A 16,163-nucleotide genomic window follows, 5' to 3' on the forward strand; every position below is an offset into this window, starting at 1 on the left:
CGGGTGGCCGCGATGCAGCTGACTCGTACGCACCGGATACTCATCGGTGTCGTGGTCGCCGGTGCCGTGGTCATCGCGGGCATCGGTTTCGCGGGATCGTACGCCGCGGTGCGCGCACTGGCGTTGCAGAAGGGCTTCGGCAACTTCTCGCTGGTGTTCCCGATAGGCATCGACATGGGCATCTGCGTGCTGCTGGCGCTGGACCTGCTGCTGACGTGGATCCGCATTCCGTTCCCCCTGCTGCGCCAGACGGCGTGGCTGCTGACGGCGGCGACGATCGCGTTCAACGGCGCGGCGGCCTGGCCGGACCCGCTGGGCGTGGGCATGCACGCCGTGATCCCGATCCTGTTCGTGGTCACGGTCGAGGCGGCCCGGCACGCCGTGGGCCGGATCGCGGACATCACCGCGGACCGGCACATGGAGGGCGTCCGCATCACCCGCTGGCTGCTCTCGCCCGTCCCCACCTTCAAGCTGTGGCGCCGGATGAAGCTGTGGGAGCTGCGCTCCTACGAACAGGCGGTCGGCATGGAGCAGGACCGGCTGATCTACCAGGCGCGGCTGCAGGCCCGGTACGGGCGGGCCTGGCGGCGCAAGGCGCCGGTGGAGGCGCTGATGCCGCTGCGGCTGGCCCGGATCGGCGTGCCCCTGTCGCAGACGGCCCCGGAGGGGCTGGTGGCGGCGGGCATCGAGCCGACGCTGCTGTCCCCGGCGGGCCCGGCGGCCCCGGCCCTGGAGGCGGCGGCCCCGGAGACCGCGGCCCTGCAGGCGGCGGCCCTGGAGGCGGCGGCCGGTCCGAAGGCCGCGGAGGTACTGGTTCCGCAGCAGGCGGGTCCGGCGTCGGCGCCCGGCGCGGGCCCGTCGGCGGTTCCCCCCGTCACGCACGCCCCACCGGCGTTCGCGGTGGATCCCACCGCGATGCCGGCGGCGCACGACAGTGCCTGGTTCGCGGCGCCGCTGGCCCCGCAGGCGGCGTACGAGGGCGGCTACAACCCGCAGTACGTGGAGGGCCTGGAGCCGACCCCGGTCATGCCGCCGTCCGGCCCGGAGGAGCTCCTGGAGCAGGAGCCGTCCCGGAAGCCGTCGCAGCAGCTGCTGCCGGACGAGGAGGCCGACGACTCCGGGGCCGACCTCGACGAGGTGAAGTTCGCGGAGGCGGCGTACGAGGTCTTCCGGACGTACATCGAGGAGAACGGCAAGGTCCCGAGCCCCGAGCAGGTCGACATATACCTCTCGGACCGGCACGGCATCGCGCACCCGCGCAGTTTCAGCACGATCAGCCGGCTGATGCCGGAGCTGAAGCAGCGCTACCAGCGCGACCTGGAGAACGAACACATCGCCTGATCGTCCCGGCACGCGGAAGGGCCCCGCACCCCCGAGGGGGTGCGGGGCCCTTCCGTACGGCCGGTACGCCGCCGGGTGCCTCAGGCGGCGAGGAGCTTGCGCACCCGGTCCGCGCCGACGGCGAGGAGCAGGGTGGGCAGGCGCGGTCCGGTCTCCCGGGTCACCAGGAGGCGGTAGAGCAGGGCGAAGAACTCGCGCTGGGCGACCTTGAGTTCGGGCGTCGGCTTGGCGTCGGGCTCCAGCCCGGCCATCACCTTGGGCACGCCGTAGACGAGGGTGGTGAGCCCGTCGAGGGACCAGTGCGAGTCGAGGCCATCCAGGAGGAGGCGCAGCTGCTCGCGGCCGTTGTCGTCGAGGGAGGACAGCAGCTCGGTGTCGGCGTCCTCGCGGACGAGGGTGCGCTGGTCGGCGGGGACCTGGCTGGTGATCCAGTTCTCGGCGCGGTCCAGGCGCGGGCGGACCTCGTCGAGGGAGGCCAGCGGCTGCGTCGGGTCCAGGTCGGTCAGGATGCGCAGGGTCTGCTCGTCGTGCCCGGCGGTGATGTCGACGACCGACGCGAGGGTGCGGTACGGCAGCGGGCGCGGGGTGCGGGGCAGCTCGTGGGAGGCGACGCGGACGGCGCGGGCGTGCGCGGCGGCGTCGGCCGGCAGCACGGTGCCGTCGGCGACCTTGCCCTCCAGCTTGTCCCACTCGTCGTACAGCCGCTGGATCTCCTGGTCGAAGGCGATCTTGAAGGACTGGTTCGGGCGGCGGCGCGCGTACAGCCAGCGCAGCAGCTGCGGCTCCATGATCTTCAGCGCGTCGGCCGGGGTGGGGACCCCGCCCTTGCTGGAGGACATCTTGGCCATGCCGCTGATGCCGACGAAGGCGTACATCGGGCCGATCGGCTGCTCGCCGCCGAAGATGTGCACGATCTGGCCGCCGACCTGGAAGGACGAGCCGGGCGAGGAGTGGTCGACGCCCGAGGGCTCGAAGATCACGCCCTCGTGGGCCCAGCGCATCGGCCAGTCGACCTTCCAGACCAGCTTGCCGCGGTTGAACTCGCTGAGCTTGACGGTCTCGGTGAACTCGTCCTCGGTGCAGACGTAGGTGAGCTCGGTGCTCTCGTCGTCGTACGCGGTGACCTTGGTGAAGTCCTTGCCGCACTCGCCGCAGTAGGGCTTGTACGGGAAGTAGCCGCCCTCGGCGCTGCTGCCGTCGTCCTCGGCGGCGGCGCCGGAGCCCTCGGCGGCCTCCAGCTCGGCCTCGTCGACCTGCTTCTGCTGGGGCTTCTTGCCGCCCGGCTTCTGCTTGGTGCGGTACTGGTCGAGGACTGCGTCGATGTCGCCGCGGTGCTTCATCGCGAACAGGACCTGCTCGCGGTACGCGCCGGAGGTGTACTGCTCGGTCTGGCTGATCGGGTCGTACTCGACGCCCATCTCGGCCAGGGCCTCGACGAAGACCGCCTTGAAGTGCTCGGCCCAGTTCGGGTACGCGGAGCCGGCCGGGGCGGGCACGGAGGTCAGCGGCTTGCCGATGTGCTGCGCCCAGGACTCGTCGATGCCGGGGACGCCGGCCGGAACCTTGCGGTAGCGGTCGTAGTCGTCCCAGGAGATGAGGTGGCGGACCTCGATGCCCCGGCGGCGGATCTCGTCCGCGACCAGGTGCGGGGTCATGACCTCACGGAGGTTGCCCAGGTGGATCGGGCCGGAGGGGGAGAGTCCGGACGCGACGACGACGGTTTTGCCGGGTGCTCGGCGCTCCGCCTCAGCGATGACCTCGTCCGCGAAACGGGAGACCCAGTCGGTCTCGGTGCTGCTCTGAGCCACGACACGTCCTTCTATCTCGAAATGCTGGCTACCGCCATTCTCCCAGACGGAAGCAGGCCCTCCGAGGTTGCCTGCGCGGCGCGGACCGGTGCGCCCGGCCGCCGGGCGACGGGCGCCGCCCGCCGGGGCCGGCCGCCGCCGCGGACAAATCCCGGGATGTGGACAGGTGCACCGTGGGATACTCGACGGGCATCAACCGACTCACAGGAACGGCAGCTCATGGCCTCGGTCCCTTCCCTCGCTTCCTCCGTCGAACAGCGCGTCGCGGACGCCCTCGCCTCCGCCCTGCCGGAGGCCGGTGCGACCGACCCGCTGCTGCGACGAAGCGACCGGGCCGACTTCCAGGCCAACGGCATCCTGGCGCTCGCGAAGAAGGCCAAGGCCAACCCGCGCGAGCTCGCGACGACCGTGGTCGAGGGCATCCCGACGGGTGACCTGATCCGGAAGATCGAGGTCTCCGGCCCCGGCTTCCTCAACATCACGATCACCGACCGGGCGATCGTCGAGACCCTCGCGGCCCGCGCCGCCGACGACCGCCTCGGCGTGCCGCTGTCGCCGTCCGCCGGCACCACGGTGATCGACTACGCGCAGCCGAACGTCGCGAAGGAGATGCACGTCGGGCACCTGCGGTCCGCCGTGATCGGTGCGGCGATGGTGGAGATCCTGGAGTTCACGGGCGAGACGGTGGTGCGGCGCCACCACATCGGCGACTGGGGCACCCAGTTCGGCATGCTCATCCAGTACCTGCTGGAACACCCGCACGAGCTGGACCACAAGTCGGACGAGGAGGTCTCCGGCGAGGAGGCCATGTCCAACCTGAACCGGCTGTACAAGGCCTCGCGCGCGCTCTTCGACTCCGACGAGGAGTTCAAGACGCGGGCGCGGGCGCGGGTGGTGGACCTCCAGGCGGGCGAGCCGCAGACGCTGGCCCTGTGGCAGCGGTTCGTGGACGAGTCGAAGATCTACTTCTACTCCGTCTTCAACAAGCTGGACATGGACATCCAGGACCCGGACGTGGTCGGCGAGTCCGGCTACAACGACATGCTCGCGGAGACCTGCAAGCTGCTGGAGGACTCGGGCGTCGCCGTCCGCTCCAACGGCGCGCTGTGCGTGTTCTTCGACGAGTACAAGGGCCCGGACGGCAACCCGACCCCGCTGATCGTGCAGAAGTCCGACGGTGGTTTCGGCTACGCGGCCACCGACCTCTCCGCGATCCGCGACCGGGTGGGCAACCTGAAGGCCGACACGCTCATCTACGTCGTGGACGCCCGCCAGGCGCTCCACTTCAAGATGGTCTTCGAGACGGCCCGCCGGGCCGGCTGGCTGAACGACGGGGTCAAGGCCGTCCAGCTGGCCTTCGGCACGGTCCTCGGCAAGGACGGCAAGCCGTTCAAGACCCGTGAGGGCGAGACGGTGCGGCTGGTGGACCTCCTCGACGAGGCCGTCGAGCGGGCGACTTCGGTGGTCCGGGAGAAGGACGAGGACCGCGGGCTGCTGACCGAGGAGGAGATCGTGGAGAACGGTCTCCAGGTCGGCATCGGCGCGGTGAAGTACGCGGACCTCTCCACCTCGGCGGCGCGCGACTACAAGTTCGACCTGGACCAGATGGTCTCGCTCAACGGCGACACGTCCGTCTACCTCCAGTACGCGTACGCCCGGATCCGGTCCATCCTGCGCAAGTCGGGCGACCGTGCCCCGGTCGCACACCCGGAGCTGGAGCTGGCCCCGGCCGAGCGGACGCTGGGCCTGCACCTGGACGGCTTCGGCGCGCTGGTCGAGGAGGCCGCGGCGGAGTACGCCCCGCACAAGCTGGCGGCGTACCTCTACCAGCTGGCCTCGCTCTACACGACCTTCTACTCGGAGTGCCCGGTCCTCAAGGCCGAGACCCCCGAGCAGGTCGAGAACCGCCTGTTCCTGTGCGAGCTGACCGCCCGCACCCTCTCGAAGGGCATGGCCCTCCTGGGCATCCGCACCCCCGAGAAGCTCTGACGCACCACCCGACGGCCTCCGGCGCGACCACCCCGCGCCGGGGGCCGTCGCGCTCTATCGTGGAAGGCGTCCGATCCGAGGAGGAGCCGGGAATGACGACCGCGACGCCCGCGCCCGGTGGATCCGTACCGCCGATGCCGGAGTACACGCCGAAGGCCCTGCGTGCCGCCATGGCGGCTCACACCCCGGCCCTGCTGGCGGACTTCGACTCCGCTTGGCGGCGGCAGATCTGCGATGCCTATGACATCGGTCCGGTCCCGGCGTTCATGGCCCGCTGGTGGGGCGAGTACGCCCTCGCGCGCGACCCCGGGCTCGACCGGCACGTGGCCGACCTGGAAGCCAGGGCCGCCGACGCCACGGACGCCGACACGGCCCACGGCCTCCTCGACGCGGCTTCCCGCATCCGCCACCGGCTGCGCGCCCTGGAGCCGGGCGAGTGAGCGAGGAGTTCACCGGACCGCCGTGGGCGGTGGACTACACCCAGGACGCCGAGAAGTACCGGATCGGCCTGCCCGACGAGCCGCGGGAAGCGTGCTGGGAAGCTCTCTTCGAGCTGCTGACCGCGCGTCACCCGTACCGAGGGGAGGATGTGGAACCCGCGCGCTCCACCGTCCCCCGCGGCCCCCACATCGCGTACTTCGACAGCAACCGCGGGTGGATCCGGTTCACCTTCCTGCCCCGCGTGGCCGAGCCGCAGATCGTGGTGGAGGAAATCTTCTGGCAGTAGGCGGTCCGTGCCACCCCGAACGACCCCCGCATGACCGCGTCCTGTCATGTTCTCCGCGTTCGGCCGGGCAATACCCGGCGGTGGTGTCCCGTTCACACGGCCCTCCTACGGTCGGCGCGATCGTGCCGAACACCCGAGGGGGATCTCCCGCACATGCGCCGCAGACCGTTGAAGACGCTCACCGTCCTGGCCCTGGCCAGCGCCGTGGCCGCAGGCACCGCCGTCACCGCGAACTCCGCGCCCCAGCAGAGCGACTCGCACCAGGACGTCCGGAACGTCATCTACCTGCTCGGTGACGGAATGGGCCGCACCCACGTGACGGCCGCGCGCGACCGTTACGCGGGCGCCGCCGGCAAGCTCACCATGGAGACCCTCCCGAACACGGGCGCGGTCGCCACCTACGCCGTCGAGAAGAACAGCGCGAAGCCGGCCCTGGTCACCGACTCGGCCAGCTCCGCCACCGCCTGGGCCTCCGGCGTGAAGACCTACAACGCGGCCATCGGCGTGGACGCGTACGAGAAGAAGGTCGCCACGCTGATGGAGCAGGCCCACGCGGCCGGCTTCGCCACCGGCAACGTCTCCACCGCCGAGATCACCGACGCCACCCCGGCCGCCCAGTTCAGCCACGCGCTGCTGCGCGGCTGCCAGGGCCCGGTCTACTCCGACGCCGCCTGCCTCCCCAAGAAGGACGACGGCAGCTACGAGCCGGCCCCGGCGGACAAGACGCTGATCACGCCGATCGCCGAGCAGATCGCCCGCAACGGCACCGCCGACGTCATCCTCGGCGGCGGTCTCGCCCGCTTCGAGCCGGACGACCAGAAGGCCCTCCAGGCCCAGGGCTACCAGGTCCTCGGCAGCTTCGGCGACCCGGCGCTGCCCGCGCAGACGGCCGCCAGCCAGAAGGTCGCCACCAAGTCCGACCTGGACAAGGCGGGCGGCAAGAAGGTCATCGGCCTGTTCAACCGCGGCAACCTGACGGTCGAGCAGAACAAGGCCGCCCTGCCGGCCGACGCCCCTCAGAAGCAGGAGCCCTCGCTCGCGGACATGACCCGCAAGTCGATCCAGCTCCTGAACGACCGCAAGCAGGGCGGCTCGTACGACCGCAACAAGTCGAAGAAGGGCTTCTACCTCCAGGTCGAGGGCGCCCAGATCGACAAGCGTTCGCACGCGAACGACGCCGCGCAGACCCTCGCCGAGGTCAAGGCCTTCGACGACGCGGTGAAGGCCGCCTACGAGTTCGCGAAGAAGGACGGCCACACCCTCGTGGTCGTCACGGCGGACCACGAGTGCGCCGGATTCAACATCATCGAGAAGGGCACCTACACCAACGCCGAGGCCGTCGCGCCCCCGGCCAACACGGACGCCGGCAACACGGCCAACAACAGCGTCCCCTCGCGTGCCGCCTCGGGCGCCAAGGACCCGGTCCGCTCCAGCGGCATCGTCAACGGCGCGGGCTCCGGTGACGCGAAGAACTTCGGTCCGGCCACCTTCCGTACGCCCGACGACCCGGCGGACGTGAAGGACGGCAGCCCCGAGGCGAGCCTGTGGCTCACCTACCTGTCGGGCAACCACACCGGCGCCGACGTGCCGATCTTCGCCTACGGCCCGAACGGCAACGCCTTCGCCACGAGCCAGATCAACACCGAGCTGTACGGCAAGCTGTACCGCTCGCTGTTCGGCCGCTCCCCGCAGCACCACTGATCCCCGGGCGGCGGGGGCGGGGGGCGCACTCCCCCGGCCCCGGCCGCCGTCGTTCCCGGCCCCGCCCCGGCCTGCCCGGCGGGCCCCGGCCGCCGTCCCGGTGGCCGGCCCCTTCCCGGCCTCCCCAGGAGCACTTCCGATGACGTACCTCCCCCGCCGCGCGGCGGCCGCCGCCACGGCCACCGCCGCCCTGTTCGCGCTGGTCACGGGCTGCTCGGGGGCCGAAGCGCCCGCCCCCGCCGAGGGCCCGGCCACCGCCGCCTCCCCGGTGGCCCTGCCCGCCCCCCGCAGCGCGCCCTCCCCCGCCGCCGTCCTCACCCCGGCGCCCACGGCGGGCGAAGTCCGCGTGCAGCAGGGACCGTTCACGGACCGCGTGAAACTGACCGGCCTGCACCTGGCGGCTTCGCCGTCCTCCGTCGCCGGGCACATCGCCATCGGCTCCGACGTCAGCGACACCCTGGCCCTGGAGATCACCGCCGCGTACTACGACGCGGAGGGCCGCCTGCTGGGCACCGGCACCTTCCACCACGAGGAGGAGGGCGAGGAGGCGCACGCCGGGCAGCCCCACACCGGCCCGCGCGCGACCGGTGACGGCATCGACTTCACCGTCCCCGCCGACCACCTCACCGGCACCCCGGCCGCCGCGGTCCTCTCGATCCCGGTCCTGGTCAACGAGTAGCCGCCGCAAGGCTCCGACACCGCGTAACACGCCGTGCTACGTTGATGCCATGGCCTCCAAGGAGCGGTTCAGCATCAGCATGGACGCCGCGCTGCGCACGAGGGTCAAGGAGCACGCCGAAGCCATGGGGCTCGACGTCTCCTCGTACGTCACAGCGGCCGTGCTGCGTCAGATCGACGAGGACATCGCCGTCGCGCGGCGCTTCGCGGACATCGACGCCGACATCGCGGCGACCGAGGCCCTGCCCGCACCGACCGGCCGGGACGACGCCTTCGACGAGGCGGAGCTGGCGGCCGCGCGGGCGGGCATCACCCAGGCCCTCGCCCCCGACACCCGGGACTCCGCCGCGTGAGCAGTCCCGCCTTCGTCTACGACGCCGGGATGCTGATCGCCCTGGAACGCGGAGACCGGCCGGCGGGCCTCCTGCACCGGGTCCTCACCGAGCGGGGGCACCCGCCGATCGTCCCGCTGCCCGTGCTGGCCCAGGCCTGGCGGCCCGGCCGGTGGACGCCGCTGACCCGCGCGGTAGCGCAGTGCGTGGTCTTCGGGGTGCACGCCTCGGCTCCACCCTCGTGCGGAGTGTGCCAGTCGGGGCACCTGGTGGACGACGCCAAGCGGGCGGGCCGCCTCCTGGCCTGCGCCGCGATCCCCTCCGAGAAGCGCCCGGACGCGGTCGACGCACTGGCCGTCGTCATCGCCGCACGCCACCCCGAGGCCGTCATCGTCACCTCCGACCCCCGCGACATCACCGCCTACCGGGACGCACTCCCCGGAGCCGCGGAGTCGATCCGCGTCCTGGACGTCGGAGACCTCGCCGCCTTCCTGGCGGGCAAGCGCGTCCTGGGCTGACCGGACACCCCGCATGACGCGGGTCACAGGGAACGTTCCCCCGGGTCGCCGCCTCTTCGGTGCGTCGGCAACCGGCACACCGAGGGGGAACACCATGGACGAGGACAGAACGCGGCGCCGGACGGGGACCGCGCTGGCCGGGCTGCTGGCCGCCGACGGGCTGGCGCACCTGTACTGGGCGACCGGGGCCACCTGGCCCGCCCCCGACGAGCGGACCCTGTCGCTGGCCGTGCTCGGCACCGAGGTGTCCTTCGGGCCGCCCGTCGTCCTGCCCCTGGCCGCGCTCACGCTGGCCGCCGGGGCCGGGGTCCTGGCCCACGGGTACGGGCGCGGCGGACGCCTGAGCCGGGCCGTCGCGGGCGCGGTGGCCGCCGGGCTCACCGTACGGGGCCTCGCGGGCCTCGGCTGGGCCGCCGGGCTCCTCCCCAGCCCGCCCGGCAGCCCCTTCCACGCCCTCAACCTCGCCCTGTACACGCCCGCCTGCCTCGGCTTCGGCTGGGCGGCGGCCCGCCTGGCCCGCGCCAGGTGAACCCCGCCGACCGCGAACGCGGGGTCGCGCTGGCCCGCGCGGCTTCGCCCGCCCCGGCTGGTGCTGGCTGCAGAGCCGCTTCCTGATCGTCGGCCTCGCCGCCGCCCCCGCCCCCGACCCGGCCGCCACCCGGATCGCCCTCACCGGCGGCGTACGCGTCCCCACCCGGGCGGCGGTCGTCCCCTTCGCCACCCGGCGCGAACTGGACGAAGCCGCGCACCGGCTGGCGGCCGGGGCGCCGCGGCGCCCCGGCCGGGAGGCTGAGAGGGACCCGTACGCACGTTCACCCGTACGGCCCGATTTCCGCCGTCGGGGGCCGGGTAGGGGACGGCCCGTCCTTCCCCCGAGCGCCACCCGGAGGCATCCGTGCCCGACATGAACGGCCCCTACAAGCCCGGCACCCCGTGCTGGATCGACCTGATGGTTCCCGACCAGCAGGCGGCCCTCGACTTCTACTGCGACCTCCTCGGCTGGCAGGGCGAGGTCGGCCCGGCCGAGACCGGCGGGTACGCCGTCTGCACCCTCAAGGGCAAGCCGGTCGCCGGGATCATGAAGGCGATGAACCCGGACGGCACCGTCCCCGACCCGCTGCCCCCGACGGTGTGGACCACGTACCTGTCCACCGACAACATCGACGGCACCGCCAAGTCCGTCACCGACGCCGGCGGCACGGTCATGATGGGCCCGATGGACGTCATGGACCTCGGCCGGATGGCCGTGATCACCGACCCGACCGGGGCCGTCGTCGGCCTGTGGCAGCCGGGCACCTTCAACGGCGCGGGCATCGTCAACGAGCACGGCGCGCTCATCTGGAACGAGCTGTCCACCCCCGACCTCCCGGCCGCCTCCGCGTTCTACTCCTCCATCCTGCCCGTCACCACGCACCGCTCCGAGACGCCCGGCGCCGAGGGGTACATCGAGTTCCAGGTCGACGGGCGCGCGGTCGGCGGGATGATGGACCTGACCCAGCTCCCGCCGGGCGTACCGCCGCACTGGCAGGCCTACTTCCACGTGGACAGCGTCGACGAGGTCCAGGCCGCCGCCGTCCGCGCCGGCGGCAGCGTCCTCGCCCCGGCCTTCGACATGGCGGTCGGCCGGATGGCCGTCCTCGCCGACCCGCAGGGCGGAGCCTTCTCGGTCATCACGGCCACCATGCAGGAGCAGCCGGCCTGACCCCCGTACCCCGGGGCCGCGGCCCGCGCGGACCGTGAAACGCCCGTGGGTGCGGGGAGTTCACCGCACCCACGAGAATGGCGGGACGCGGCCACAGGGGGAGCAATGGGCTACTTGATCGTCATCGGGTTCGGCCTCGCGTGGGTGGGCTTCACCATCTGGCGCGATCGCGGACGCCCGACCGGCAGCCGCCGCTCGAAGGGCGACGCGGGTTCCTTCCACGGTTGCGGCGGCGACTCGTCCTGCGGGGGCGGCGGGGGCGACTGACGGCGCCGCCCGCGGCCGCCGGCCCGGACGTCCTGACGTCCGGGCCGCCGCGCCGACCCCTGCCCTCCGGGACCGGTCAGCGCTCGATCGGGTAGGACGTGCGCCCCGACGCGCCGTCGATCTCGTCGTGCGCCTTGGTGAGCAGTTGCTCCTTCAGATCGTTGAGCGCGCGGGCCGCCGCGATCTCCTCACCCACCCTGGGCTGATTGCCGTCACTGGGGTGACGGCTTGAATAGCCGTGCGAGCGCAGCTCGCTCCCGTCCGGCAGCCGGACGAGGGCGGCGGCGCGGGTGCGCCTGCTGTCCTCCTGGAACTCCACGTCCACATGCCATCCGACGGCATCCTTCATGGCGATCACCTCCATGGCAGCTGCTTTCCAGGGTGCACCCGTCAGCCCGTCCCCGCCCGCCCCCGACCGGCGGCGCGATCGCGCCCCGCTCCGGGACCGTCCGGCGGGCAACGCCCCCTGGACCGCCCTGGCATGGCGTGCGGCGGTCACGCGTTCAGCGGGTACGAGTGCCGTCCCGTGGCCTCGTCGATCTCCCCGTGGGCCTTCTGGAGCAGCTGGCCAGCGAGGTCCATCAGGGCCCGCGCTCCGGCGATCTCCTCACCGACCCGCAACTGCTCCGGGTCGGACGGGTGCCGCATCGCGTAGCCGCGCGCCCTGACCTCGGAACCGTCGGCGAGCCTCAGCAGGGCCGCCGCGTTCGTGCGGTGGCCGTCCTCGGTGAACTCCATCTCAACGTGCCAGCCTACGAGTGTGGGCATGGCGGATCACCTCCACAGTGCCGTGCGCCTCTCCCCCCAGCCTGCTCCTCCCGCCCCGCTAGGGCCAGTCGACCATGGCGGCGAAGACGAGCACGTTCAGCACCACGGCCCCCGGCGCCGCCAGCGCCAGCGCGATCCGCCGCCCCCGGTAGCCGTGGTTCCAGGGCAGCGCCCAGCAGGCCACGAGCAGGAGCAGTACGAGGACCAGCCCGCTCGTGAACACCGTCCACGCGGGCCCGAAGCTCGCGTCGAAGCGGTCCGAGGCCTCGTCGGCGCAGGAGTCGCAGGCCATCGGGGAGAGCCCCGCGAAGAACAGGGTGACGGCGGCGGCGGGCAGCGTCAGCAGGGTGGAGACGAGCGGGGCGACGTACGCGCGGCGATCGCGCTCGGCGGGGGCGGTGGTGTCCATGCCCCCACTCAAGCGGGACGGCGCCGGGCCGGCATGAGTGTCCGTACTCATCCCGGCCCGCGCACCGCACTCAGTGCACTCAGCGGGTCTCGCGCAGCCAGCCCGCGACCTCGGTCGCCCAGTAGGTGAGGATCGTGTCGGCGCCCGCCCGCTTGATGCCGAGCAGGGCCTCCAGGATCGCCCGGTCCCGCTCGATCCAGCCCTTCTCGGCGGCGGCCTCGATCATCGCGTACTCGCCGCTGATCTGGTACGCGGCCACCGGGACGTCCACGGCCTGCGCGACCCGGTGGAGGATGTCCAGGTACGGACCGGCGGGCTTGACCATGACCATGTCGGCGCCCTCCTCCAGGTCCAGCGCCAGCTCGCGCAGCGACTCGCGGGCGTTCGCCGGGTCCTGCTGGTAGGTCTTGCGGTCGCCCTGGAGGCTGGACCCGACGGCCTCGCGGAAGGGCCCGTAGAAGGCGGAGGAGTACTTGGCGGTGTAGGCGAGGATCGAGACGTCCTCGTGGCCCGTCTCGTCGAGGGCGTCGCGGACGACGCCGACCTGGCCGTCCATCATGCCGCTCGGGCCCACCACGTGGACGCCCGCGTCGGCCTGGACCTGCGCCATCTCCGCGTACCGCTCCAGCGTGGCGTCGTTGTCGACGCGGCCGTGCTCGTCGAGGACCCCGCAGTGGCCGTGGTCGGTGTACTCGTCCAGGCACAGGTCCGACATGATGACGAGCTCGTCGCCGACCTCGGCCTTCACGTCGCGGATCGCGACCTGGAGAATCCCGTCGGGCTCGGTGCCCGCCGTGCCGAGCGCGTCCTTGTTCTCGTCGGCCGGGACGCCGAAGAGCATGATCCCCGAGACGCCCGCCTCGACCGCCTCCACGGCGGCCTTCCGCAGCGTGTCCCGGCTGTGCTGGACGACGCCCGGCATCGCCGAGATCGGCAGCGGCTCGGTGATGCCTTCCCGGACGAACGCCGGGAGGATCAGGTCCGAGGGGTGCAGCCGGTACTCCGCCACCATCCGCCGCATGGCCGGGGTGGTGCGCAGCCGGCGGGGCCGCGAGCCGGGGAAGGATCCGTACGCGCTCATACTCAGTCGCCTCTTCGAGCTTCGACAGCAGTCCCCCCAAGCCTAGGGGCCCGCCGTCCGCACCCCGAACTCGCACCACACGGCCTTGCCGGGCATCCTCGGCGTCACCCCCCACCGGTCCGCGACCCCCGCCACCAGCAGCAGCCCCCGCCCGCCCTCGGCCCCCGGATCCCGGTCCGCGATCCGGGGCCGCCCGCCCCCGCTGTCGTGCACCTCGGCCCGGACGGCCCCGTCGAAGAGCATCAGCCGCACCCGGTAGTAGCGGCCGGGCGGCACCCCGTGCAGCAGGGCGTTGGTCGCCAGCTCGCTCACGCAGAGCAACAGGTCGTCCCGACGACATGTGACACCCCACGCGTGCAATGTCTCCGCCGTGAACTCCCTGGCAGGGCGGACGGATTGGGGGCTGCGGGGGAAGTACCGCTCACGCAGCAGGGCCGGATGGATTTCCACGTTCACGGGGCGATCGTCGCGGTGCGTGACTAGCGTGGCGGAGACGAAGAACCCGTACACCTTCATGAGTACGGGTCCGTACCGGTATCTCTCGTGCGTACTCGGGGAGTTCACAGGCATGCCACCACGCAAGAGGCCCCGGCCGAACGAGACGGCGATGAAGATGGTCGGCGCTCTGGTCGCCGCCGCCCGCGTCGCCAAGGGAATGACCCAGCGCGTCCTCGCCGAAGCGCTCCACATCGACGTCGAGACCGTCGCATCGATCGAACAGGGCAGGCGCGTCCTCATGCCCAACGTCGCCGAGAAGATGGACCGCGTCCTGGGCCTGCCCGGCCTCCTGGCGGTCGCGGCGAACAGGATGCCGGAGGTCGACATGATCCCCGCCTGGGCGGAGGAGTACATGGAGCGGGAACGGGAGGCCCTGGCCCTGTCCTGGTACGACACCTTGACCGTTCCGGGTCTGCTCCAGACCGAGAACTACGCCCGCGCGGTACTCGGCTGCCGCGTGCCGTTCGTCGGCGAGGAGAAGATAGAGCGCCAGACCGCTCACCGCATCCAGCGCCAGGAGATCCTCACCCGGCCCGTTCCGCCGACGCTCAGCTTCATTGTCTGGGAGGCGCCCCTCCGGGACCGCATCGGTGGCGTCGAGGTCTACCGGGAGCAGCTGCGCCACCTGCGCGCTTGCGCCGACCACCCCACCATCTCGCTCCAGGTGCTGCCCCTCGGCATCACTTCGCACGCGGGCCTCAACGGCCCTTTCACCCTGCTGGAAACCCCCGAGTTCCAGCATCTCGCCTACTCGGAAACCCAGCGCGGCAGCTTCCTCGTGCGCGACCCGAACGAGGTCAGCATCCTCTCCCAGAAGTATGCGATGCTGCGGTCACAGGCCCTCAACTTCGCAGAGACGAGGGACCTGTTGGACCGGTTGCTAGGAGAGTCATGAGCACCCCACTGAAGTGGTTCAAGTCCAGCTACAGCGGCGACGAAGGCGGCCAGTGCCTGGAGGTCGCCATCGAGTGGCGGAAGTCCTCCTACAGTGGCAGCGAAGGCGGCCAGTGCGTCGAGGTCGCCACCTGCACCTGCACCCACACGGTCCACGTCCGGGACTCCAAGGTCGCCGACGGGCCGACGCTCACCCTCGCCCCCGCCGCCTGGGTCGGGCTCACCCGTTGGGTTCGTTCCTGAGGCGCCAGCGCCAGAGGCCGTCCGGCCGGGTGTCGTGTTCGAACTCCGGGCCCAGTGGGCCCACCCGGGCGTAGGCCTCCGCAGTCCGGGGGTCGTCCCGTAGGGCCAGTCCGTAGGCGGCGCTGAGCCGGATGTCCTGCTCCTCGGCGTCGAGGAGTTCCGCCAGCGCCTCGGTGACCTCCGGCGAGCGGTCGGCGCCGCGGGCGGTGACCCGCACGGCCCGGTGCCGGACGCGCGGGTCCGCGTCCCGGAGCAGGGCGAGCAGCACCGCCCTGTCCGGCTCCCCGAGCTCCTCCCCGCCCAGCACCCCGGCGGCCTCCGCCCGTACCCCCGCGTCGGGGTCCCGGGCCAGGCCGCACAGCGCCCGGGTCGTCTCCGGGTCCAGCGGCCGGTCGAACATCCACGGCACCCGGCTCCGCACCCGGGGATCCGGATGCCCCGCGTACCGCAGCCCGAACTCCCGCGCCTCCGGGAGGTCCTCCTCGGACACGAGCCGGAGCACCCTCGCCAGTACCCCGGCGTCCCGTTCCGTGGCAGCCCAGCCGGGAAGCAGCTCGGCGCGCCGCTTCTCGTACCAGGGGGCATGGTCCGTGACGCCGGACATCAGCCTGCCCAGGCCCAGGAAATCGGCGACGAACGCCCGGTGCGCGGGCGAGGGGTGCCGGTGGTAGGCCACCACCTCCCGCCACGTCTCCGCGCTCTGCCGCGACAGCAGCACCCAGCAGGCCGCCGACCCGTCGACGTGCTGCTCGTCCCCGTACCGCACGGCCCGGGCCATCAGTTCCCCGACCGGGGTCAGGATCCGGCAGCGCCACTCCAGCTGGGTCAGGACGGCTCCGTGCCCACCCCGTACGGTGCGCCCGCCGAGGGTCACCTCCTCGACGCGGTCGTCCCCGTCCCGCACCCACCGGGTGTCCGCCGGCCCCGCCGCCCCCGTCAGCCGCCGCAGCTCCCCCTCCGCGCCCCGCTCGTACCACCAGCGGGCCGCGACCAGCAGCCGGTCGCGCTCCGCCTCCGGCAGTGGCGTGCCGCGCGTGTCGAGGAGCGCCGACACCACCGCCGGGGAGCCCCCTTCGACGGCCCGCAGCAGCACCCGGTCCGGGTCCGCCCCGGCCGCGACCAGCGCCTCCACGGTCTCCACCGCATACGCGGCGACCGCCGCGCACAGCCGGGCGTCCAGCTCCGTCATCCGTCCCCCCCCTTGTCC

Annotated in this window: 20 protein-coding genes; 13 read left to right on the plus strand and 7 right to left on the minus strand. The window is 72.5% G+C overall.

Going from position 1 to position 16,163, the window contains the following annotated elements:
- The first annotated feature begins 12 nt into the window (after positions 1 to 12).
- Positions 13 to 1,341, plus strand: coding sequence for a DUF2637 domain-containing protein (locus ACEPPI_RS11155; RefSeq protein ID WP_373915096.1), 1,329 nt, complete (start codon positions 13 to 15; stop codon positions 1,339 to 1,341).
- A gap of 80 nt (positions 1,342 to 1,421) precedes the next feature.
- Here ACEPPI_RS11155 and lysS read toward each other — a convergent pair whose 3' ends face one another.
- Positions 1,422 to 3,149, minus strand: a complete 1,728-nt coding sequence (lysS, locus tag ACEPPI_RS11160; RefSeq protein ID WP_373915066.1) for a lysine--tRNA ligase — start codon at positions 3,147 to 3,149, stop codon at positions 1,422 to 1,424.
- A 219-nt stretch (positions 3,150 to 3,368) separates the two neighbouring features.
- Here lysS and argS point away from each other — a divergent pair, with 219 nt between their 5' ends.
- The 10 genes from argS to ACEPPI_RS11210 all read left to right on the plus strand — a co-directional run bounded on the left by argS (position 3,369) and on the right by ACEPPI_RS11210 (position 11,063).
- The gene (gene argS / locus ACEPPI_RS11165) at positions 3,369 to 5,138 is read left to right on the plus strand and encodes an arginine--tRNA ligase (RefSeq protein WP_373915067.1); all 1,770 of its coding nucleotides are present in this window, start codon (positions 3,369 to 3,371) and stop codon (positions 5,136 to 5,138) included.
- Between the two features lie 92 nt (positions 5,139 to 5,230).
- Positions 5,231 to 5,578 carry a DUF6247 family protein gene (locus ACEPPI_RS11170; RefSeq protein ID WP_373915068.1) on the plus strand — a complete coding sequence of 116 codons (348 nt, stop codon included), beginning with the start codon at positions 5,231 to 5,233 and terminating at the stop codon, positions 5,576 to 5,578.
- Positions 5,575 to 5,865 (plus strand): hypothetical protein, encoded by a 291-nt coding sequence (locus ACEPPI_RS11175; protein WP_373915069.1) that lies wholly within the window; start codon positions 5,575 to 5,577, stop codon positions 5,863 to 5,865. Before ACEPPI_RS11170 ends, ACEPPI_RS11175 begins: the two co-directional genes overlap by 4 nt.
- Positions 5,866 to 6,018: 153 nt before the next feature.
- Positions 6,019 to 7,566, plus strand: a complete 1,548-nt coding sequence (locus tag ACEPPI_RS11180) for an alkaline phosphatase (RefSeq protein WP_373915070.1) — start codon at positions 6,019 to 6,021, stop codon at positions 7,564 to 7,566.
- A gap of 139 nt (positions 7,567 to 7,705) precedes the next feature.
- Positions 7,706 to 8,245 (plus strand): hypothetical protein, encoded by a 540-nt coding sequence (locus ACEPPI_RS11185; RefSeq protein ID WP_373915071.1) that lies wholly within the window; start codon positions 7,706 to 7,708, stop codon positions 8,243 to 8,245.
- Positions 8,246 to 8,294: 49 nt separating this feature from the next.
- Positions 8,295 to 8,597: a hypothetical protein gene (locus ACEPPI_RS11190; RefSeq protein WP_373915072.1), complete on the plus strand. Its 303-nt coding sequence runs from the start codon at positions 8,295 to 8,297 to the stop codon at positions 8,595 to 8,597.
- Positions 8,594 to 9,094 (plus strand): hypothetical protein, encoded by a 501-nt coding sequence (locus tag ACEPPI_RS11195; RefSeq protein ID WP_373915073.1) that lies wholly within the window; start codon positions 8,594 to 8,596, stop codon positions 9,092 to 9,094. Before ACEPPI_RS11190 ends, ACEPPI_RS11195 begins: the two co-directional genes overlap by 4 nt.
- Before the next feature lie 94 nt (positions 9,095 to 9,188).
- Positions 9,189 to 9,623: a DUF3995 domain-containing protein gene (locus tag ACEPPI_RS11200; protein WP_373915074.1), complete on the plus strand. Its 435-nt coding sequence runs from the start codon at positions 9,189 to 9,191 to the stop codon at positions 9,621 to 9,623.
- Between the two features lie 375 nt (positions 9,624 to 9,998).
- Entirely contained in the window at positions 9,999 to 10,796 is a 798-nt protein-coding gene (locus ACEPPI_RS11205; RefSeq protein WP_373915097.1) for a VOC family protein, read from the plus strand.
- Positions 10,797 to 10,901: 105 nt separating this feature from the next.
- Complete coding sequence (locus ACEPPI_RS11210; RefSeq protein WP_373915075.1) at positions 10,902 to 11,063, plus strand: hypothetical protein; 162 nt, start codon at positions 10,902 to 10,904, stop codon at positions 11,061 to 11,063.
- A gap of 76 nt (positions 11,064 to 11,139) precedes the next feature.
- On the opposite strand, the gene ACEPPI_RS11215 is transcribed toward ACEPPI_RS11210, so the two are convergent.
- The 5 genes from ACEPPI_RS11215 to ACEPPI_RS11235 form a co-directional block, all read right to left on the minus strand.
- Positions 11,140 to 11,412, minus strand: coding sequence for a DUF1876 domain-containing protein (locus ACEPPI_RS11215; RefSeq protein ID WP_356213907.1), 273 nt, complete (start codon positions 11,410 to 11,412; stop codon positions 11,140 to 11,142).
- Positions 11,413 to 11,558: 146 nt separating this feature from the next.
- On the minus strand, positions 11,559 to 11,831 hold the full coding sequence (locus ACEPPI_RS11220; RefSeq protein WP_373915076.1) for a DUF1876 domain-containing protein: 273 nt from the start codon (positions 11,829 to 11,831) through the stop codon (positions 11,559 to 11,561).
- 58 nt (positions 11,832 to 11,889) lie between these two features.
- The gene (locus ACEPPI_RS11225) at positions 11,890 to 12,240 is read right to left on the minus strand and encodes a hypothetical protein (protein ID WP_373915077.1); all 351 of its coding nucleotides are present in this window, start codon (positions 12,238 to 12,240) and stop codon (positions 11,890 to 11,892) included.
- A 79-nt stretch (positions 12,241 to 12,319) separates the two neighbouring features.
- Complete coding sequence (gene hemB, locus ACEPPI_RS11230; protein WP_373915078.1) at positions 12,320 to 13,321, minus strand: porphobilinogen synthase; 1,002 nt, start codon at positions 13,319 to 13,321, stop codon at positions 12,320 to 12,322.
- A 42-nt stretch (positions 13,322 to 13,363) separates the two neighbouring features.
- On the minus strand, positions 13,364 to 13,777 hold the full coding sequence (locus ACEPPI_RS11235) for an ATP-binding protein (RefSeq protein ID WP_373915079.1): 414 nt from the start codon (positions 13,775 to 13,777) through the stop codon (positions 13,364 to 13,366).
- Positions 13,778 to 13,889: 112 nt separating this feature from the next.
- Here ACEPPI_RS11235 and ACEPPI_RS11240 point away from each other — a divergent pair, with 112 nt between their 5' ends.
- A complete protein-coding gene (locus ACEPPI_RS11240) occupies positions 13,890 to 14,714 on the plus strand; it encodes a Scr1 family TA system antitoxin-like transcriptional regulator (RefSeq protein ID WP_373915080.1) in 825 nt (274 codons plus the stop codon).
- On the plus strand, positions 14,711 to 14,956 hold the full coding sequence (locus ACEPPI_RS11245; protein WP_373915081.1) for a DUF397 domain-containing protein: 246 nt from the start codon (positions 14,711 to 14,713) through the stop codon (positions 14,954 to 14,956). The genes ACEPPI_RS11240 and ACEPPI_RS11245 overlap by 4 nt, the downstream gene beginning before the upstream one ends.
- Here the strand turns inward: ACEPPI_RS11245 and ACEPPI_RS11250 are convergent.
- Positions 14,934 to 16,145, minus strand: a complete 1,212-nt coding sequence (locus tag ACEPPI_RS11250; RefSeq protein WP_373915082.1) for a HEAT repeat domain-containing protein — start codon at positions 16,143 to 16,145, stop codon at positions 14,934 to 14,936. The two genes, ACEPPI_RS11245 and ACEPPI_RS11250, sit on opposite strands and share 23 nt — an antisense overlap.
- Positions 16,146 to 16,163 lie beyond the last annotated feature (18 nt).

The organism is Streptomyces sp. AB3(2024), from assembly GCF_041862025.1.
Lineage (GTDB): Bacteria > Actinomycetota > Actinomycetes > Streptomycetales > Streptomycetaceae > Streptomyces.